Source organism: Streptococcus sp. VTCC 12886 (assembly GCF_049893425.1).
GTDB lineage: Bacteria > Bacillota > Bacilli > Lactobacillales > Streptococcaceae > Streptococcus > Streptococcus suis_AA.
Window position 1 is genome coordinate 1 of record NZ_JBMVJB010000023.1, and the last position, 20,155, is coordinate 20,155.

Below are 20,155 nucleotides of genomic sequence, written 5' to 3' on the forward strand. Positions count from 1 at the left end.
TATGTAAATAGAAAAAGGTTCCAGAGTCGACAGGACTTTGGATCCTTTTTCAATATACCTTGTTATTGGGCGGTTACGACTCAAATAGTAGAGAGTGAAGTATTTGCTGTTTTCCACTATTTGAACCCTATCGCCTTCTTTAACTTGAATGGCTGACTTTTTATCCCCTTGAACGCTTAGTGAAACAGACGGTTGTGTAATTGGTAAGCTTAGAATTTTACCTTGAGTAACTGTCCCAGCAATTTTTCCATCTACCAGAAGTGCAAGTTTTTGGGAGGATAGTTGTTTGATAGGTTTTGGATAATGAATAATAACTCTCATATGAACCTCCTTGTAATCCAGTTTCATTATAGCAAAAAATGAAAAAAACATGCAAATATATTCTGGAATGGTTGTCCTTTCAATGCTTGTTTGAGAAGAAAGAAACTGCTATAATTTTTATGAGGTGAGAAAGTATATGAATGATCTTCAGCAGTATGTTTTTAGTAAAAGTAGTTATTTACTTTCAGATAAGTTACTGATTCTTCAACAGGAGTTGGAAGATTTGGATGAAGGAGCCTTAAATGCTCTCATGATGGTTGAAATGCGTCAGCCTCTAGTTGCTCTTATTTTAGCTATTTTTTTCGGTGAATTTGGAGTGGATCGGTTTTATGTTGGAAATAAGGGACTGGGGTTTGCAAAATTAATCACATTTATCATTTCGTTTGTAACGCTATTTATTTTGATAGGTTTCTTATTTTTTATTGGTGTGTACTTGTGGAAATTTATTGATTGTTTCTTTATTATCCGGGCTTGTAAGCAAGCGAATTTTGAACGATTGATGTTGCAAATCCATCAATATAAGACTTTTCAGTACAACAATACGGCTTTTTCATAATGGGAATGAAAGGAAATTTTGAAGAAACAGTCCTTTTTTACATATGTAAAAAACTGTAAAGGTGCTGTAACATGTCTTGTGTTTTGTCATAGAAGTGACATTTTTTAATCTTAATTTTATGGTATAATGATAAAATATGTCAGTGAGGAGAGGTGCTATGAAGGATAAAAAGATGAGTCTATTTTTATTTATTACCTACCTCCTTTTGCTTACGTGGGTGATTGTATACAAAATGGACCTTTCCATTTTGTATGGGCGTTATGAAAGTGGAAGTCTGAACCTCAACCCATTAGCAGGCAAAGCCGTTTATAATGGTGTTTTAAATTATCCAAAAATACTATTCAATGTAATCAGTTTCATTCCATTTGGTATGTATATGGAGATGCTCTTTAGAAAGGCGTCTTGGGTTACAAATCTAGGCATAATCTTATTGGTTAGTCTTGTGTTTGAAGTGTGGCAGTTTGTTTTTTTATTGGGAATTGCTGACATTACTGATTTATTAGCTAATGGATTTGGTGGTGCTATAGGGATTAATATTATGTATGTATTGACAAGTATCTGGAGAGAAAAGGCTTATTCACGTGTAAATATCCTTTGTTTGTCGGCAACTGTTTTTGTCATATTAATAACTTATTTAACTCTGTAAGTCTTGCCAAATATGTCTGTAGTTTGCTAAAATGAAGATAATGAATATAAAAGAAGAGATTATTAAATTATCTCAGGAAATCGGAATCTCGAAGATTGGTTTTACGACTGCAGATGATTTTGATTACCTAGAGAAATCTTTACGAGCCAGTCAAGAGGAAGGGCGTTCGTCAGGTTTTGAACATAAGAACATTGAAGAACGCATCCGTCCTAAACTGTCGTTAGAATCTGCCAAAACCATCATTTCTATCGCGGTAGCTTATCCTCGACATTTGCCTGTCAAACCGCAGAAGACCCAATACAAACGTGGGAAGATTACCCCTAATTCATGGGGACTTGATTATCACTATATCTTGCAAGATAAGATGGAGCGTTTGGCACGGGGAATTGAGAAACTAACGGATGGTTTGGAATACAAGGCTATGGTAGATACAGGAGCTTTGGTGGATACAGCGGTCGCTCGTCGCGCAGGAATTGGCTTTATCGGTAAGAATGGGCTGGTCATTTCTAAGGAATTTGGTTCCTATATGTTTCTAGGAGAATTAGTGACCAACCTTGACATCGAACCAGACCAACCAGTAGATTACGATTGCGGTGACTGCAATCGCTGTGTTGTAGCATGTCCGACGTCTTGTCTATTGGGTGACACGACCATGAATGCCCGTCGCTGTCTGTCCTTTCAGACCCAGGATAAGGGTATGATGGACTTGGAGTTTCGTAAGAAAATCAAGACGGTCATCTATGGTTGTGATATTTGCCAGATTTGTTGTCCTTACAACAAGGGAATTTCCAGTCCACCTGTGGTAGAGATCGATCCAGATTTGGCAGAACCAGAGTTAATACCCTTTTTGGATTTGTCGAATGGACAGTTCAAGGAAAAATTTGGCATGATTGCTGGCTCTTGGCGGGGGAAAAACATTCTCCAGCGCAATGCCATCATAGCCTTGGCCAATAGTAATGATCGCTCTGCTATTCCCAAACTCCTAGAAATTATTGATAAGAAGCAAAATCCAATCCACATGGCGACGGCAATCTGGGCTCTGGGACAGTTAGTGAAACAACCTAATGAAGAGATGATTGCTTTTATCGCAGGACTTTCGTCAGATAATGATGACGTTTTAGCGGAGCAAGCAGCCTTTCTCAACATGGTCAAGGACTTGCAAATGTGATATAATAAAGATTATGAATCAAAATGAGGTGTATATGGATACAGCAGAATTTCGCCAAAAGATTGAAGAACTTGGCAAAAAATTAACTTCTTTTAGGGGGTCTCTTTGACTTAGAAGGTTTAGAAGAAGAGATTGCTATTCTTGAGAATAAGATGACGGAGCCAGACTTCTGGAATGATAATTTGGCAGCCCAGAAGACGTCTCAAGAGTTGAATGATTTAAAAAATACCTATGGAAATTTCCATCAGATGTTGGATTTATATGATGAATCTGAAATTTTGCTAGATTTTCTTGTGGAAGATGAGTCTGTTCGGGATGAACTAGTTGAAAAGTTGGCAGAATTGGACAAAGCCATGACTGATTACGAGATGACCCTATTGTTGTCAGAACCCTACGACCACAATAATGCGATTTTGGAAATTCATCCAGGCTCTGGTGGGACTGAGGCACAAGACTGGGGAGAAATGCTCTTACGGATGTATCAGCGTTATGGAAATGCCAAAGGTTTTACCGTAGAAACATTGGATTATCAAGCTGGTGATGAGGCAGGTATTAAATCCGTAACCCTTAGCTTTACCGGTCCCAATGCATATGGTTTGCTGAAGTCAGAAATGGGAGTTCACCGTTTGGTACGTATCTCGCCATTTGACTCGGCAAAGCGTCGGCATACTTCTTTTACATCTGTAGAGGTGATGCCAGAATTGGATGATACCATTGAAATTGAAATCCGAGATGATGAAGTGAAAATGGATACCTTCCGTTCAGGTGGTGCAGGTGGTCAGAACGTCAATAAGGTTTCAACAGGTGTTCGATTAACTCACATTCCAACAGGTATTGTCACACAGTCAACTGTTGACCGTACCCAATATGGGAACCGAGATCGCGCAATGAAACTCTTGCAGGCTAAATTGTATCAATTGGAGCAGGAGAAGAAGGCGGCCGAAGTGGATTCACTCAAGGGTGATAAGAAAGAAATTACTTGGGGAAGTCAGATTCGTTCGTATGTCTTTACCCCCTATACAATGGTAAAAGATCATCGTACTGGTTATGAAGTGGCTCAAGTTGACAAAGTGATGGACGGTGACTTGGACGGCTTTATAGACGCATATTTAAAATGGCGAATTAGCTAAGATTTTGTATTTACAAGTAAAGTACTTATATTTAAGAGGTAGGTTTTCAGCTAATCAAGGAAGTTTTTTGAGAGAATGCTGACTGTATTTTGAAAAAAACGAACTATAAGTAGCTGAAAAACTAGACTTAGATGGAAGTGCTGAACAGTGAATACTGGTTCTCAAATCTAAAGAAAGGTCTGTCTAAGACAGGAAATCCTATGGGAATAATAGAAATGAAGGATGTTACCAAGAAATATGGTAACGGAACGACAGCCCTACGTGGTGTGTCGGTCAGTGTTGAAGCAGGAGAATTCGCATACATTGTGGGTCCTTCTGGTGCTGGTAAGTCGACTTTTATCAAACTTTTGTATCGTGAGGAAAAGCTTGACAAAGGGAGTCTTAAAGTTGGTAAATTTGATTTAGCTACGATTAAGAAAAGGGATGTCCCTCTTTTACGTCGTAGTGTTGGGGTTGTCTTCCAAGATTATAAACTTCTACCTAAAAAAACAGTTTTTGAAAATATTGCTTATGCAATGGAGGTAATCGGAGAAAAACCTCGTAATATCAAAAAGCGTGTGATGGAAGTATTGGATTTGGTTGGTTTGAAGCATAAGATTCGCTCATTTCCAAATGAACTTTCGGGTGGTGAGCAACAACGGATTGCAATTGCACGTGCAATTGTAAATAATCCTAAGGTATTGATTGCTGATGAACCAACTGGTAACTTGGATCCCGAAAACTCATGGGAGATTATGAATCTTTTAGAAAGAATTAACTTACAAGGGACAACGATTTTAATGGCGACACATAATAGCCAAATCGTAAACACACTTCGTCACCGTGTTATAGCTATCGAAGATGGTCATGTGGTACGTGATGAAGTAGAAGGAGCGTACGGATACGATGAATAATCGATTTTTTAGACACTTTATTGAGTCATTGAAAAGCCTAAAACGAAATGGTTGGATGACAATTGCCGCTATTTCTTCCGTAACCATTACTCTTACTTTAGTGGGACTGTTTGCTTCTGTCATTTTAAATACAGCTAAACTTGCTTCTGATTTGGAGCAAAATGTTCGCATAAATGTCTATCTTCGTGCAAATTCTACTGATCAAGCTGAAACGATTGTAAATGATGAGGGACAAACAGTTGCTAATCCAGATTACAAGACAGTATACAATAAAATTACAGCACTTAAAAATGTCGAAACTGTAACATATTCAAGTAAAGATGACCAGTTGAAAAAACTAACGGAAACCTTAGGTGAAACGTGGAACTTGTTCCAAGGGGATGCTAATCCACTTTATGATGCTTATGTTGTTGATACGACGGAACCTCAGTATGTTAAATCAGTCGCTGCTGAAATTGCAAAAATTGATGGTGTAACTGAAGTACGTGACGGTGAAGTGGAAACAGAACGAATCTTTAAATTGGCTGATATGGTTCGTACATGGGGCTTAGCTGCAACAGGACTGTTATTATTCACCGCTATCTTCCTAATTTCGAATACGATTCGTATTACGATTATTTCACGTAGTCGTGAAATTCAAATCATGCGTTTAGTGGGGGCAAAAAATAGTTACATTCGTGGCCCTTTTTTATGGGAAGGTGCATGGGTCGGTTTGCTAGGAGCCATTATCCCATCTATAATTGTATATTTTTTATATAAGTTAATTTATACTTCTGTAAACAGTAGTTTAGCTAGTCAAGATCTTTCTTTAATTACCATAAATATGTTCATTCCAGCTATGATTGGTACTTTATTTGTTATCGGAATTCTCATAGGTTCTTTAGGCTCTCTCATTTCAATGAACCGTTATTTAAAGATTTAAATTTAGAAAAAATCCCGAGAAGTTGCTTCTCAGGATTTTTTTATCGCTTAAAAAATGGGTTGAAATTTTTTTCATGGGCAATGGTCGTATTTTGTCCATGACCAGGGTAGACAGTATAGTGATTTGGCAGAGTAAATAAATTATTTTGGATTCCATAAATCAAGTCTTCAAAATTACTTGTAGGAAGGTCTGTCCGACCAATGGTTTCACGAAATAGGGCATCACCTGTAATTACGCATTCTTCTTCAGGGAAGATGAAGGATACACCACCAATCGAATGGCCAGGTGTGGGAACCACTATAAAATGAAATCCATCAAATTTGTATTCTTTTTCAAACTGAAAGATTTGTTCTGCGGGTTTGCAAATGACATTTTCCATATCGTCATGACGAGGTAGTCCGGACAGGTTCATTTCTGGTGTGTAAAGCCAGCTAGCTTCACTTTCTGCAACATATACTGGTGGAAAGTGATAGGTTTCACGTAGAATGTCCAAACTCATAATATGATCGTAATGAGTATGGGTTAAGAGTATTGCAGTAATTGGTTTTCCAATTTGTTCAATCTTATCATGAATCTTGTTCCAATCGCTACCAGGATCTACTACAATCAGATGGGTATCACTTTCAAGATAATAGGTATTTTGGACGGCCACTGGATTGATTGTTTTATGGATTTTCATGTTCGCTCCCCTAATTTTCATTCATATTAGTCTATACAAAATCAAAGACGGTATTAGTGTAACAAAAAAAATGGTATTCTTCATGGATTTTGTTTGGAGCTTTTGCCTATAAATGGAATATGCTATAATGTCATTATGGATATAACTAGTACAAGCAATCGATACGCAGTAGTAGATTTGGAAGCTACGGGGACTGGTATTGATGCAAAAATTATTCAAATCGGGATTGTTATCGTTGAAAATAGGGAAATAGTAGAGACCTATTCCACAGATATTAATCCCTATGAATTATTAGATGACCATATAAAAAATTTAACAGGGATTACGGACCAGCAGTTGGCTATTGCACCTGACTTTGGACAAGTTGCTGGAAAAATCTATGAGCTGATTAGTGATGCAATTTTTGTAGCTCATAATGTTAAATTTGATGCAAACTTGTTGGCTGAGGCTCTCTTTTTTGAGGGCTATGATTTGTTGTCTCCAAGGGTAGATACGGTTGAGTTATCCCAACTTTTCTTTCCGACCTTTGATAAATATAGTCTGGGGAATTTGGCGGAATATTTGGATTTGGGTTTAGAACAGGCTCATACGGCCATTTCTGATGCCTTGGCAACCGCTCGGTTGCTCATCAAAATTCAAGAGAAAATTAAAAGTCTCCCCACTTTCATGCTGGAGAATCTCTTGCTCTTAGCTGATCAGTTGCTTTTTGAGAGTCGATTGGTTATTGATGAGATGGTTCCATATTTGTCAGATAATCTGTCAGAAAGTTTCGAGGTAGTTCATGGATTGGTACTTAAAAGACCACTTGAAACAAAGCAGGCTTATCATCTGTCCGAAGATTTTTTGACCAACATCGCTCTACTAGGCTTGCACGAACGGAAAAACCAAACAGCTTTTGCAACAGTTGTTGAAAAACGATTGGATGATCAAGAAAGTGTGCATTTTATTCAGGCACAAGCAGGACTAGGGAAGACTTATGGCTATCTGCTTCCTCTTCTTGCCAAAACAGATCAGCCATTATTAGTGACTGTTCCAACGAAACTCCTCCAAGAGCAAATCATAGAAAATGAAGGATGTAAATTACAAGAAATATTTCATATCCCAATCGTCTCTATAAAATCCCCAAAGCATTTTATAGATTTGGATAAATTTTGGAAATCTTTGCAAAAAAAGGAAAGCAATCGACTTGTCAATTTATTCAAAATGCAAGTGCTGGTTTGGCTGACTGAAACTCATTCAGGTGACTTAGATGAGTTGAAGCAAAAACAGCGTTATCAGGCTTATTTTGACGAAATTAGCCATGATGGGACGATAGATTCCGAGAGTTTGTTTTGGGAGTGGGATTTTTGGAGAAGACTAAATCAACAAGCACAGTCATGTCGATTGCTCATCACGAATCATGCCTATTTCCTTCATCATCTCAAGGATCAAGATCCTCTCATGGCTCACCGTATCGTGGTGATTGACGAGGCGCAGAAATTTCTACTGGCTGCTGAAAACTTAGCGACTGATTCACAAGAATTGGGAGTTATTTTACAGCTCTTGCAAAGCAAAAAGGACAAAGCTGATTCGATATTGGAACATCGCTTGTTTGAATCGAGTCAGTTTGAGCTCAGTCATTTTTTGACTCGTTTTCGACAGAGTGGTTACCGAGAAATTCATAAAGAGGAACTGGCGCAGGTTCGTCAAAATTTGACTGAATTACAGGATAGTGATTTGCGTGAATTATCGCAGTTTTTGGATTATTATGATGCATTTTGGCTGGAAGAAAAGGTATTAGGGGAAAAGCGTGTTGCTTATTTGAGAGGAGCAAAGGATAGCTTGCTAAATGTAGCGAGTCTATTACCAAAGTCTAAGATCTTCTGTATCAGTGCTACCTTGGTTATCAGCAATCAGATAAATCTATCTGACCTATTGGGATTTGAACAGGCTACAATGGATTTATTGCCAACCAAAAAAGTGGAAAACCAAGAAATTGTTTTTCCAACGAATCTTCCAGACATCATAAAATTGTCAAAAGTCGAACACGCTGATTATCTGGCAGGTCATTTGATTGAAATAGCAGAGCTGGGCAAACCGATCTTGGTTTTATTTACATCCATTTCTTTACTATTACAGGTTTCTGATTTACTAGATCAGTACGATCTTCCTCATTTGGCTCAACATAAACATGGTCAGGAAATAACATTAAAACGAAAATTTGAGCGTGGAGAATGTCAACTCTTGCTTGGAACAGGAATGTTCTGGGAGGGTGTAGACTTTTCAAGCCATAATCAATTGATTCAAGTCATCACTCGGCTACCTTTTGAAAATCCGAAGGATCGTTTTGTCCAGAAAATAAATGATCATTTGAGAAATGAAGGGAAGAATCCTTTTTACGATTATAACTTGCCAATGATGATGATCAAATTAAAACAGGCTATTGGAAGGACCAATCGTCATTCAGCTCAAGAATCGATTGTATTGGTTTTAGATAACAGGGTCTATACAAAACGATATGGGCACCAAATTCTTTCCTTTTTACAGAAAGATTATCAACTAACGAAAATAGATGAAAAAGAAATTTGTGGGACATTGCAGCAATATTTTGAAGAATGAGTTGCGGATTGACAAACAATAAGATCGCTAGACGTGATTAGTCTAGCCTTTTTTCATGATATACGCATGAAAAAAACTTTGTTTTCAGATAACTATTTTTCATGAAAAGTTATATTTTATCCTGAAATTTTGTAATAAAGTAGATGAAAATGAGGATATACCAATGCAAGTGTGTACATTTTGTGAAAATATTTTGAAAATGATTGTAGCTAGAAAATAGTTACATGCATTTTCTTCATGCGTATAGCGTGCTCTTTTTTCCGTTAATAATATAGAAAAATATTTGATTCTATGGTATAATTTTTCAAATATTACTTTGAGAGAGAAGCTACGATGACTGAAAAAACAATAGTATTTAAGGTGGGAACTAGTTCCCTGACACAAGACAATGGAAGTCTGGATCGAATTAAAATAGCTCGCATTACCAATCAATTGGCTCAACTCCATCAAAAGGGCTATCAAATCGTATTGGTAACCTCAGGTTCTATTGCTGCAGGATTTAGAAGATTGGGGTTTGATAAGCGACCGACGAAAATTGCAGAAAAACAGGCTTCTGCGGCAGTGGGACAAGGGCTTTTGATTGAGGAATATACGCAAAATTTGATGAAAGATGGCATTGTATCAGCGCAAATTCTATTAACGCAAGATGATTTTGCTGACGCACGACGATATCGGAATGCTTCTCAGGCCTTGCAAGTCTTACTTAAACAACGTGCGATTCCCATTATTAATGAAAATGACACCATTGCCATTGAGGAGATTAAGGTGGGGGATAATGATACTTTGTCTGCTCAAGTTGCCTCTCTCTTAAAGGCAGATCTTCTGGTCTTGTTGACAGATGTGGACGGGCTATATACTGCAAACCCCAATAGTGATCCCACAGCAGAGCATTTACCTGAAATTAAAGAAATCACGGAAGACCTATTTGCCATGGCTGCAGGGGCTGGTTCGTCTAATGGGACAGGAGGCATGATTACTAAACTACAAGCAGCTCAGATTGCAACCAAGTCAGGTGTGCCTGTATTTATTTGTTCTTCCAAAGAAGATACCGCTTTGCTTCAGGCTGTTAGTCAGACTAATAAAGGAACCTTGTTCTTAGCAGATGAACATGCCATGAATCAACGAAAACAGTGGATGGCTTTCTATGCTCGGACTGATGCGGCTGTTGAAGTGGATGCAGGGGCTGTTGAAGCTATGTTGCATCAAGGTCGAAGTTTGTTAGTAGCAGGTGTAAAAAATATCGAAGGTGATTTTGGTGTAGGACAGGTTGTCGAAGTATATAGCCAAAGTGAACATCGTTTGATTGGCAAAGGTCGGGTCAAACTATCGTCCGAAGACTTGCAGAACAAGTTGAAAAATGGCAGAGCAGAAGGTGTGTTGATTCACCGAAACGATTGGGTTAGTTTATAGTCAAATAATTTATCTTTTATTGCTTCGTCGAGTGAAAAGTTTCAGTCGAGGCTTTCAGCCCCACTTTTTACAATAAAAGACTTGTAATTAGGTGGGTGAATGGACTCGTCTGGTTAAACTAACTTCATCAACCAGTCCCACTTTCTATCTGATATAAACCACATTCGTTCTATCTCCAGGTTCCAACTATCTTTCGTATAGTCGGGGGCTACTCAAAAATCAAACTGAAAGACTTACAAGGAGAAAAAAATGGCAACAACACAAGCTTTATTAGACAGTTTATTGGCTCACAAAGCCTCTATCAACCTAGCGACAACAGAACAAAAAAATCAAGCCCTATCATCAATGGCAGACCAGTTGGTTGCTCAGACTGAGGCAATTTTAGCCGGCAATGCCATCGATATGGAAAATGCCAAAGGCAAGATTAGCCAAGTGATGCAAGATAGATTGCTCTTGACTGCTGAACGGATTGAAGCGATGGCGAACGGTATTCGTGCCTTGATAGGTTTGCCAGATCCAGTTGGCTTGACCTTGGAAGAATCCACTCGGGCAGATGGGTTGAAGATTAGTAAGAAGTCTATTCCCTTTGGCTTGGTAGGGATGATTTACGAAAGCCGTCCAAATGTGACTTCAGACGCCGCAGCCTTGGCAATCAAGAGCGGAAATGCAGTCATCTTGCGTGGTGGCAAGGAAGCTTTTCATTCGGCCCAGGCCATTGTCATAGCCCTCAAGGCAGGTTTGGAGCAAGCCGGTCTTTCGTCAAAGGTCATCGAGTTAGTCCAAGATACCAGCCGTGCCTCTGCGACAGAGTTGATGACGGCAAAAGGTAAGATTGACCTGTTGGTGCCTCGTGGTGGCGCAGGTTTGATTCAAGCTGTTGTTGAAAATGCAACAGTTCCTGTTATCGAAACAGGCACTGGTATCTGCCATGTCTATGTAGATAAGGATGCGGATTTGGATAAGGCTCTTCAGATTGTAGTCAACGCTAAAACCAGTCGTCCCTCAGTCTGCAATGCGGCGGAAGTCTTGTTGGTCCATGAAGCGATTGCCAGTCAATTCCTACCTCGTCTTGAGGAAGAACTTTCTGGTCAGGTGGAGTTCCGCGCCGATAGTCAGGCGCAGGCTCTTCTCAAGCAATCCACACCAGCAGGCGATCGAGATTTTGATACCGAGTTTCTGGATTATGTCTTGGCAGTCAAAGTCGTTTCAAGTGTAGAAGAAGCCATCAGACACATTGGCCAACATTCGACTGGACATAGCGAGGCCATTGTGACGGAAAACAGCCAGATGGCAGAGCGTTTCACACTCTATGTGGATTCGGCGGCTGTTTATGTCAATGCCTCGACCCGTTTTACTGACGGTGGCGAGTTTGGTTTGGGCTGCGAGCTGGGCATTTCTACCCAGAAGATGCACGCTCGTGGTCCAATGGGACTGCGTGAAATGACAACTTACAAGTACATCATCACAGGTGACGGCCATATTCGTTAGGAGGACAAGATGAAGATTGGATTTATTGGACTGGGCAATATGGGAGCGGCTCTAGCTCAAGCGGTCAGCCAGCAGGCAGACACTCAGCTCCTCCTCAGCAACCACAACCCAGTAAAAGCCCATGCTCTTCAAGAGAAGGTGGGAGGTCAGCTTTTTTCTAATGGGGAAGTAGCAGAGCAGGCCGAGGTGATTTTTCTTGGGGTCAAGCCTCACCTAATTCAGTCAGTCTTATCAGGATTACAGGACCAGATTAGCCAGAATCCATCAGCTATCTGGATTTCCATGGCAGCAGGAGTGACCCTTAACAGCCTGGAAGAATTTGTGTCTGCAGATAAACTCATTCGTATCATGCCCAATACACCTGTCGCTATCGGCCAAGGCATGACAACCTATAGCGTGGTCAATCAAGAACTCGCTCCGCTATTGGAACAAATTTTAGAAAAATCTGGCAAGGTACAGCAAGTGCCAGAGAAGTTGATAGATGCTGCGACGGCTATCGCGGGCTGTGGACCTGCCTTCGTCTATCAGATGATTGAGGCCCTGACAGATGCGGGTGTGCAGAATGGTCTTACAGCGGAGGATGCGAAAATTTTGTCTGCACAAACCTTGGCTGGAACTGCTCAAATGGTATTATCCAGCGACAAGCATCCAGCCCAGTTGAGGCAAGAAGTGACCTCGCCAGGTGGATCGACTATTGCAGGCGTGGTGGCTCTTGAAAAAGAAGGCTTCCGTTACGCCGTTATCAAGGCAGTCGCCGCCGCCCTCAAAAAGACTAGAAAATTAGGCAAAAAATAGAGAGAAAACAACAAAAAGCGGGAATTTTAATCCCGCTTTGTTTTTTCCTTGATCCATTGGCTGACATTGGATATAGTTTTGCTTTGCTCCGCTTTACGTTTTTGATCTTGTACAAAATCCGCAAAACTTTGCTTGACGCCGTCTTTTTGAACCTTGTCCTGCAAATCATGCCATTTCTTTTTAAGGTTGCTGGAATTTCGCTCGTAATAGGCTTCTAGAATCTCTTCTTTTGATTTGTAGTTCCGATAGAATGCATTTCGAGAAACCCCTGCTTTTCGTACTAACTCGGAAACCGAAATTTGCTTGAGTTCTTTTTTCTCTAGGAGAAATAGCAGAGCAGTTTCGATAGATTCCTTGGTTAGCTGATTGGCTTCTTTATTAGATTGATAGAGATTTTTTAATGATTTGGGTGAAATCTTACGCTCGGTCATATTCATCCTTTCCACTTGTGTGACGTCTGAAAGTAAATGCTTTCAGCTGGGATTGTTTAATGATATAATTGTAAGTAAATAGAGATTTATTGTCAAATAAAAAAGTAAAACTAGAAATGAGAATCCTATGTCAAAATGGAAAATTGTAGCAGATTCAGGCTGTGATTACCGTCAATTAGCGAATCTGGCGCCAAATACCGAATTTATTAGCGTGCCACTTACAATTCAGGTGGGAGATGAAGCATTCGTTGACGATGCAGGCTTGGATATTGACCATATGATGCATGTGATGGAAACTTCTAAGGTTGCAGCAGGTTCAGCATGTCCGAGTCCTCAGGCATATCAGTCCGCTTTTGAAGGAGCTGATCATATTATTGTCTTGACAATTACTGGTGGCTTGTCAGGAAGCTTTAATGCGGCTCGGATAGCAAGAGATATGTATTTGGAGGAGCATCCAGAAGTTCAAATTCACCTGATTGATAGCTTGTCAGCCGGTGGAGAAATGGACCTTTTGGTGGATGAAATCAACCGGTTGATTGGAACAGGTTTGGATTTCCCACAAGTAGTAGAGGCCATCACCCATTACCAAAACCATAGTAAGCTTCTCTTCGTATTGGCTAAGGTGGATAACCTTGTTAAGAATGGTCGTCTGAGCAAACTGGTTGGAACAGTTGTTGGACTGCTAAATATTCGAATGGTTGGTGAAGCGAGTGCTGAGGGCAAACTTGAGTTGCTTCAAAAAGCGCGAGGTCATAAAAAATCTGTCAAAGCGGCTTTCGAAGAAATGAAGAAAGCAGGGTATCAAGGAGGGCGCATTGTGATGGCACACCGTAACAATGTAAAGTTTTTCCAAGAATTTTCAGAGTTGGTCCGACATAGTTTTCCTGCCGCCATCATTGATGAGGTTGCAACGTCTGGATTGTGCAGTTTTTATGCAGAAGACGGAGGATTACTGATGGGCTATGAAATTGAGGCCTCCGTCCAATAGTTTTCAATCAAATATTTATAGTCATTTGAATTTGTAGCTTTGATACATCGTCACTTTCGGTTTGCCCTACTCTACGAAAGTGACTTGTTTCGCATATCTTATTTCCAACCTAGAACAGCCTTTAGGCTGTTCTAGCTACCTGCACCTCAGTTCCTTGTCTGACAACTCGTTCATTCGACTATAATATGATGTAACCAAATTTCCCTTCGGCACAAAAGCTGAAGGGGATTTGTTTATTCGATCTATTTGGATTGCAATCGTTGCTGAAGCATGTCCAACCTCTCTGGGAGATCTTCCCCATAGTGCAATTGGAGGAAATCATGCTTTTCGCCTTCAAAAAATTGACTCATTCTGATTTGCTGTTGAATGGCAGGCGTCACGGTTCCTTTTTCAATTTGAAAGGTTACACTTCCTTTTGAAATACGATATGGAAGGGATAGAGAATGTTGATTGAGGTATTCTTTCGTTTTATTCCACTGTACGTGGTGTATTTGATGAAGGTGCTGTGTATTTCGTGAAAACATGCCATTATCAATATACAGTGAAAGTGCCTTTTGCATGATGAGGTTGGTATCGTAGTCAATCAAGCTTTTGTGTTGTATAAAAGCATCGCGTAATTGGCTGGGAAGGCTAATTGCACCAATTCGTAGTGCGGGAAAGAGTGTAGGGGTGAAGGATTTGATATAGATGACACGATTGTCTGTATCAAGGTAATGCAATGGAAGACTGTGGCTGGAGTCAAAATCTGCTAAATAATCATCTTCAATGATGTAGACGTTGTATTGGTAAGCAAGTTTTACAATGGCAGTCTTAGTGGCTAGGTCATAAGTTGAACCGAGAGGGTTATGCAAGCGAGGAATAGTATAGAAAAATTTGATTTTTCCTTTTTTGAAAATGGATTCTAATTCTTCAAGGTCAATGCCATCAAGGTTGCGTTCAATGGTTTGATAAGGAATCCCTTGGTGTTGAACGAGTTCGACCATCCGTGAATAGGTAGGTTTTTCAATTAATATATCAGATTTGTCATTGGTAAATGTCATTTGCGTTAGAATATACAAAGCCTGTTGGCTACCAGCGGTAATCACCAACTGGTCTTTTTTTGTATAGACATGGTAATCCATTAGAAGGCTCTGGACAGATGAAATCAATTCTGCCAGTCCTTCTTGTTGGTGGTAGTAGTTAAAGAGATAGTTTTCTCTTCCAATGAGGCTTTCATGAAGACAAATGCGGAAATCTTCGTATGGTAATTCCTGAAAATCGGCTGGATTTAAATCGACCATATCTTCCTTGAAATGTTGGTCTTCCAGGATGTAGTATCCACTTTTTTCGACAGAATAGATTTTCTTTTGGTATTTAAGTTCGACCAATGCCTTTTGTACAGTGTCTTTGCTGCACTGATAAGCTTGACTAAGTTGCCGTACTGATGGGAGTTTTTGCCCACGTTTATAAGTATGGTTTTCAATAGCTTGGTTAATGTCTGAGATAATTTGCTGGTATTTTGTCATGTCAACTGTCCCCTTACAGATGATTTACTATTAGTATATAGCATTGTTTCAAGTAAGACAAGAACAAACTGTGCAGAGTAGGCAGAGAAGCGAGGCCTGTGTTATAATGAAAGGCATGAAGATTATTTTACCAAATGCTAAAGAATTAAATACAAATATGGATCCACAAGCTTTTCAGGATTTATCTCCAGAAAGTTTGCAAGTTTTATCTGAGCTTGGAAGTAAAGATTCTCAGCAGTTAGCAGATTTTTATAAATTGCCACTGGAAAGAGCGGAACTGGAGAAAGATCGTTGGACAAGGATAGTGCATGGTCAAGCAAAAACATATCCTGCTTGGCTCTTGTATGATGGATTGATGTATCGTTATATGCATCGAACTGAACTTTCTGACCAGGAACTGTCTTACATGAAAGATCATGTTTATATTGCAACTGGTTTTTATGGATTGATATCTCCATTCTCCCTCATTGCACCTCATCGTTTGGATTTTCAAGGGAGTTTAAAAGTGATGGGAAAATCATTGAAGCAATTTTGGCGTCCTTATTATGATGCTTGTCTGCAAAACGAAGATGTCATTATTTCTTTGGCATCTTCGGAATTTGAACAAGTTTTTTCTCCTGAAATTCAAAAGAGAATGGTAAGGGTGCTGTTTGTGGAAGAAAAGAATGGCAAGAGGAAAATACATTCCACAATATCCAAAAAGGGGAGAGGCAGATTTCTGTCATGGATGGCAGAGACAAATTGTGTGACCTTGGAACAATTAAAGGAAGTAAGGGTCGACGGTTTTCAGTTTGATGCTATGGCTTCCACTGATAGACAACTTTGTTTTGTAAGAAAGGTGGTTTGATCAAATAAATGAACAATTACGATTATCTAGTTGTTGGTGCAGGTCTGTTCGGTGCAGTCTTTGCTCATGAGGTAGCTAAAAAGGGTAAAAAAATCAAGGTTATCGAAAAACGAGACCACATTGCTGGTAACATCTATACAAAAGAAGTAGAAGGAATTCAGGTCCATGAATATTGAGCTCATATTTTCCACACTACTGAGAAGGAAAATTGGGACTATCTGAATCAGTTTGCGGAGTTCAACCGCTACACAAACACACCAGTTGCCAACTACAAGGGTGAGATTTACAATCTTCCATTCAACATGAATACCTTCAATAAACTGTGGGGTGTGGTTACTCCAGCGGAGGCAGAGGCAAAGATTGCTGAGCAACGTGCTGTTTTGGGAGGAAAAACACCTGAGAGCTTGGAAGAACAAGCCATCTCAGTAGTTGGTACAGACATCTATGAAAAATTGATCAAGTCATACACCGAGAAACAAAGGGAAAAACCATGTACGGAGTTGCCAGCCTTTATCATTCGTCGTTTGCCCGTGCGTTTGACTTACGACAATAACTATTTTAATGATACATTTCAAGGTATTCCCATTGGTGGTTACACGCAGATTGTTGAAAGAATGTTGGATCATGAGAATATTGATGTGGAGACAAATGTTGATTTCTTTGCCAATAAGGAAGACTATTTGGCGAACTATCCGAAGATTGTCTTTACAGGAATGATTGACGAGTTTTTTGATTACCAACTTGGTGAATTGGAATATCGTAGTCTTCTTTTTGAAACAGAAGTATTGGATATGGAAAACTATCAAGGGAATGCAGTTGTGAACTACACAGATAGTGAAACACCATTTACTCGAATCATCGAACACAAACATTTTGAATTTGGTACACAACCGAAAACCATTATTACACGTGAGTATTCGAAGACCTGGAAACGAGGCGATGAGCCGTATTATCCAGTGAACAATGATCATAACAACAAACTCTATACTGCTTATAAACTCCTCGCAGAACAACAAGAGAATGTTATATTTGGTGGACGTCTTGGTCATTATCGGTACTATGATATGCATCAAGTCATCGGAGCTGTCTTGCAGTGTGTGAGAAGTGAAGTTGAGTAAATATGACAAATAAAAAAGTACCCAGTTCGCGATTACCGTTGGAAACACGAAAAGGGTACTTTTATACTCTTCGAAAATCAAAAGTAGACGGAGTTGACTTGATTTGATGAACTTTAGTTCTATCTGCGTCTGCGTCATTTAGACTGATTTTGACTTTCATTGAGTATTAAATGTCATTTTAGAAATCACCTTAGGGGATTGATTTGAGTCAACAACCAGAAAATAAGAAAGTAATGTCTTATGCGTCTGGCTTCAAGAAATAGAATGGTTTTTAAATCCGATTATCTTTTGTAGAAAATAGGAATGAACCCAATCTATATTTGTTTCGCTGAAAATGAATAATGCTGATCTTCTAATAGTGCAATGTAAAAGTGGATTTGCGCAGCATGATAATAAGGCAACACATAAATGCCAACTATACCGAAGGTGATAGTAGAAAGTAGGAACCATCCGATGAAATGCAGATCTAACAGAAAGCGTTTCATTTTGTATCCTTTCATTAGGTTCCGACTGTATTTAACGGTAGAAAGAGGATTGCGGTAGTCATTCGTGGTTAATTGATCAAATAAAACTGTCTCAACTTGCGAATAGGCGTAGATTTGAGGTAGATAAATAATCAATCCAATGATCATCAGCAAAAATCCGATGAAAAACAGCATGCCTGTCACACTGAGAATGTCATAGGGAATTTGAACCTCGGTAACGCTCCCTTTTGAAGGGAGAAAACTCGATAAATAGATAATTGAGCCTAAAAAACATACTAGACCGATGTAGAAAATAAGGCCCCAAAGAAATAACAAAATGCGCTTTAAGATGAAAGTAAAGAAAATCTTTTTAAAATGTTCATGTTGAAAAATAGCCAATGAACTGCTCACTCTGTACTCATTCGCTCCCTGTTTAATGCCTTTGAAAAGAGCCCACGTTATAGATAGATATAAAAGGCTCATTAAGAGTCCATAAAAGATAGGAAATAGTATGCTAGACAGTAGGTAACTGAAATGTAGATTGGATCCATCTTGTGACAAGTATACCTCAAGAATAGATTGACGAGTGGATGAGAAAAGTTGGACACTGACGGATATGAGCACTGGAATAAGTGCAATTTGAAAGATGTTGGGAGTATCTTGTAATGTTTTTCTAGCCTTGTCAGTGATTGTAGCAATAGTCAACATAGATATGGTCTCCTTTGATAGACATTGTAACATAATTCTAGATGACAAGCTAGATTTTTTTTGATAGACTGGAAGGTGCTGTGGAAATTAATCGATTCCTTATTTCAAGATAGTTAGAGTAAGTTTTGTTCTTCTCAACTATCAAAACGATTCGTCGGATACACATGGAAATGATACTTGTTTATTTTTCATATGACAGACCAATCGATTAGACCATGCAAGATTAAATTCCTAGGACTGTTTTTCCTAGCGGGAGGTAAATAAAAGATGACAGATGTTCCAATCAAGTATCGCTTGATTAAGAAAGAAAAGCATACAGGTGCTCGTTTGGGTGAAATTATTACCCCACACGGGACCTTTCCAACCCCTATGTTTATGCCAGTTGGGACTCAGGCAACGGTAAAGACCATGTCGCCTGAAGAATTGAAAGAGATGGGATCAGGGATTATCCTATCCAATACCTATCATCTGTGGCTCCGCCCAGGTGACGACTTAGTGGCTCGTGCAGGTGGTTTGCACAAGTTTATGAGTTGGGATCAACCAATTCTGACTGACTCAGGCGGTTTCCAAGTATACTCTCTAGCAGATAGCCGAAATATTACTGAAGAAGGTGTTACATTTAAAAACCATCTCAATGGTAGTAAAATGTTCTTGTCACCTGAAAAAGCTATCTCAATTCAGAACAATCTTGGTTCGGATATTATGATGAGTTTCGACGAGTGTCCGCAGTTTTATCAACCTTACGATTATGTAAAAAAATCGATTGAAAGAACCAGTCGTTGGGCAGATCGTGGTCTTAAGGCTCATCTTCGTCCCCATGACCAAGGCTTATTTGGTATTGTGCAGGGTGCTGGTTTTGAGGATCTTCGTCGCCAATCAGCTCATGATTTGGTTAGCATGGATTTTCCAGGATACTCTATTGGGGGATTGGCTGTTGGGGAGACACATGATGAAATGAATGCTGTACTGGATTTCACCACCCCACTATTGCCAGAGAATAAGCCTCGTTACCTCATGGGTGTTGGAGCACCAGATAGCTTGATTGATGGTGTGATTCGTGGGGTTGATATGTTTGACTGTGTACTACCAACACGCATTGCACGTAATGGAACATGCATGACCAGTCAAGGACGTCTTGTGGTTAAAAATGCTCAGTTCGCTGAGGACTTTACACCATTAGATCCAGAGTGCGATTGCTACACATGTAAAAACTACACACGTGCGTATCTCCGTCATTTACTTAAGGCCGACGAGACATTTGGTATTCGTTTGACCAGTTATCACAATCTATTTTTCTTGATTAACCTAATGAAAAATGTCCGTCAAGCAATCATGGATGACAACCTTTTGGAATTCCGTCAAGACTTTATGGAAAAATATGGTTACGGTAAAAACGGACGAAATTTTTAAGATAAAAAGCCTTCTTGGTTGGACTAAGACATTTTTTAGTTACACTTTCTTACAATTTTGTTAGACACGCATACAAAT

The 20,155-nt window shown here is 39.4% G+C and carries 16 protein-coding genes and 3 pseudogenes; 14 read left to right on the plus strand and 5 right to left on the minus strand.

The genetic code is table 11. From position 1 onward, the window contains the following. Positions 1 to 321 (minus strand): annotated as a pseudogene (locus ACPC57_RS07590) (hypothetical protein); the annotation flags it as partial. 136 nt (positions 322 to 457) lie between these two features. Between ACPC57_RS07590 and ACPC57_RS07595 the strand changes: the two are divergent. The 6 genes from ACPC57_RS07595 (at position 458) to ftsX (ending at position 5,636) form a co-directional block, all read left to right on the plus strand. Then, complete coding sequence (locus ACPC57_RS07595; RefSeq protein WP_434066639.1) at positions 458 to 877, plus strand: TM2 domain-containing protein; 420 nt, start codon at positions 458 to 460, stop codon at positions 875 to 877. Between the two features lie 157 nt (positions 878 to 1,034). Next, on the plus strand, positions 1,035 to 1,523 hold the full coding sequence (locus ACPC57_RS07600) for a VanZ family protein (RefSeq protein ID WP_130555455.1): 489 nt from the start codon (positions 1,035 to 1,037) through the stop codon (positions 1,521 to 1,523). A 40-nt stretch (positions 1,524 to 1,563) separates the two neighbouring features. Beyond that, positions 1,564 to 2,691, plus strand: a complete 1,128-nt coding sequence (gene queG, locus ACPC57_RS07605; RefSeq protein ID WP_274504661.1) for a tRNA epoxyqueuosine(34) reductase QueG — start codon at positions 1,564 to 1,566, stop codon at positions 2,689 to 2,691. 34 nt (positions 2,692 to 2,725) lie between these two features. Continuing rightward, a protein-coding gene (gene prfB / locus ACPC57_RS07610) for a peptide chain release factor 2 (RefSeq protein ID WP_217375144.1) occupies positions 2,726 to 3,821 on the plus strand; the annotation gives its coding sequence in 2 pieces (ribosomal slippage) (positions 2,726 to 2,797 and positions 2,799 to 3,821; 1,095 coding nt in all). Positions 3,822 to 4,021: 200 nt separating this feature from the next. Continuing rightward, on the plus strand, positions 4,022 to 4,714 hold the full coding sequence (gene ftsE, locus ACPC57_RS07615; protein WP_174845877.1) for a cell division ATP-binding protein FtsE: 693 nt from the start codon (positions 4,022 to 4,024) through the stop codon (positions 4,712 to 4,714). Continuing rightward, positions 4,707 to 5,636 (plus strand): permease-like cell division protein FtsX, encoded by a 930-nt coding sequence (ftsX, locus tag ACPC57_RS07620; protein WP_434066640.1) that lies wholly within the window; start codon positions 4,707 to 4,709, stop codon positions 5,634 to 5,636. The genes ftsE and ftsX overlap by 8 nt, the downstream gene beginning before the upstream one ends. 40 nt (positions 5,637 to 5,676) lie before the next feature. Here the strand turns inward: ftsX and ACPC57_RS07625 are convergent, their stop codons facing one another. Further along, positions 5,677 to 6,315 (minus strand): MBL fold metallo-hydrolase, encoded by a 639-nt coding sequence (locus ACPC57_RS07625; protein ID WP_024396755.1) that lies wholly within the window; start codon positions 6,313 to 6,315, stop codon positions 5,677 to 5,679. Between the two features lie 135 nt (positions 6,316 to 6,450). Between ACPC57_RS07625 and ACPC57_RS07630 the strand changes: the two genes are divergently transcribed. From ACPC57_RS07630 to proC, 4 genes are all read left to right on the plus strand, one after another. Further along, positions 6,451 to 8,913: a bifunctional DnaQ family exonuclease/ATP-dependent helicase gene (locus tag ACPC57_RS07630; RefSeq protein ID WP_434066641.1), complete on the plus strand. Its 2,463-nt coding sequence runs from the start codon at positions 6,451 to 6,453 to the stop codon at positions 8,911 to 8,913. Positions 8,914 to 9,246: 333 nt separating this feature from the next. Continuing rightward, complete coding sequence (gene proB, locus ACPC57_RS07635) at positions 9,247 to 10,323, plus strand: glutamate 5-kinase (protein WP_277836770.1); 1,077 nt, start codon at positions 9,247 to 9,249, stop codon at positions 10,321 to 10,323. Positions 10,324 to 10,572: 249 nt separating this feature from the next. Continuing rightward, a complete protein-coding gene (locus ACPC57_RS07640; RefSeq protein ID WP_434066642.1) occupies positions 10,573 to 11,811 on the plus strand; it encodes a glutamate-5-semialdehyde dehydrogenase in 1,239 nt (412 codons plus the stop codon). 9 nt (positions 11,812 to 11,820) lie between these two features. Further along, positions 11,821 to 12,606 (plus strand): pyrroline-5-carboxylate reductase, encoded by a 786-nt coding sequence (proC, locus tag ACPC57_RS07645; RefSeq protein WP_434066643.1) that lies wholly within the window; start codon positions 11,821 to 11,823, stop codon positions 12,604 to 12,606. 173 nt (positions 12,607 to 12,779) lie between these two features. On the opposite strand, the pseudogene ACPC57_RS07650 reads toward proC, so the two are convergent. Then, positions 12,780 to 13,037 (minus strand): annotated as a pseudogene (locus ACPC57_RS07650) (TetR/AcrR family transcriptional regulator); the annotation flags it as partial. A 127-nt stretch (positions 13,038 to 13,164) separates the two neighbouring features. Here ACPC57_RS07650 and ACPC57_RS07655 point away from each other — a divergent pair. After that, positions 13,165 to 14,025: a DegV family protein gene (locus tag ACPC57_RS07655; RefSeq protein WP_312251609.1), complete on the plus strand. Its 861-nt coding sequence runs from the start codon at positions 13,165 to 13,167 to the stop codon at positions 14,023 to 14,025. 242 nt (positions 14,026 to 14,267) lie between these two features. Here the strand turns inward: ACPC57_RS07655 and ACPC57_RS07660 are convergent, their stop codons facing one another. Beyond that, positions 14,268 to 15,530, minus strand: coding sequence for a PLP-dependent aminotransferase family protein (locus tag ACPC57_RS07660; RefSeq protein WP_434066644.1), 1,263 nt, complete (start codon positions 15,528 to 15,530; stop codon positions 14,268 to 14,270). Positions 15,531 to 15,645: 115 nt separating this feature from the next. On the opposite strand from ACPC57_RS07660, the gene yaaA reads away from it, so the two are divergent. Both yaaA and glf read left to right on the plus strand, forming a co-directional pair. Further along, the gene (gene yaaA / locus ACPC57_RS07665) at positions 15,646 to 16,377 is read left to right on the plus strand and encodes a peroxide stress protein YaaA (RefSeq protein WP_434066645.1); all 732 of its coding nucleotides are present in this window, start codon (positions 15,646 to 15,648) and stop codon (positions 16,375 to 16,377) included. Between the two features lie 8 nt (positions 16,378 to 16,385). Then, positions 16,386 to 17,495: pseudogene (gene glf / locus ACPC57_RS07670) on the plus strand (UDP-galactopyranose mutase). 314 nt (positions 17,496 to 17,809) lie between these two features. Here the strand turns inward: glf and ACPC57_RS07675 are convergent. After that, positions 17,810 to 18,667: a DUF975 family protein gene (locus ACPC57_RS07675; protein WP_274504667.1), complete on the minus strand. Its 858-nt coding sequence runs from the start codon at positions 18,665 to 18,667 to the stop codon at positions 17,810 to 17,812. 267 nt (positions 18,668 to 18,934) lie between these two features. Between ACPC57_RS07675 and tgt the strand changes: the two genes are divergently transcribed. Further along, the gene (gene tgt, locus ACPC57_RS07680; RefSeq protein ID WP_434064984.1) at positions 18,935 to 20,077 is read left to right on the plus strand and encodes a tRNA guanosine(34) transglycosylase Tgt; all 1,143 of its coding nucleotides are present in this window, start codon (positions 18,935 to 18,937) and stop codon (positions 20,075 to 20,077) included. Positions 20,078 to 20,155: the final 78 nt, after the last annotated feature.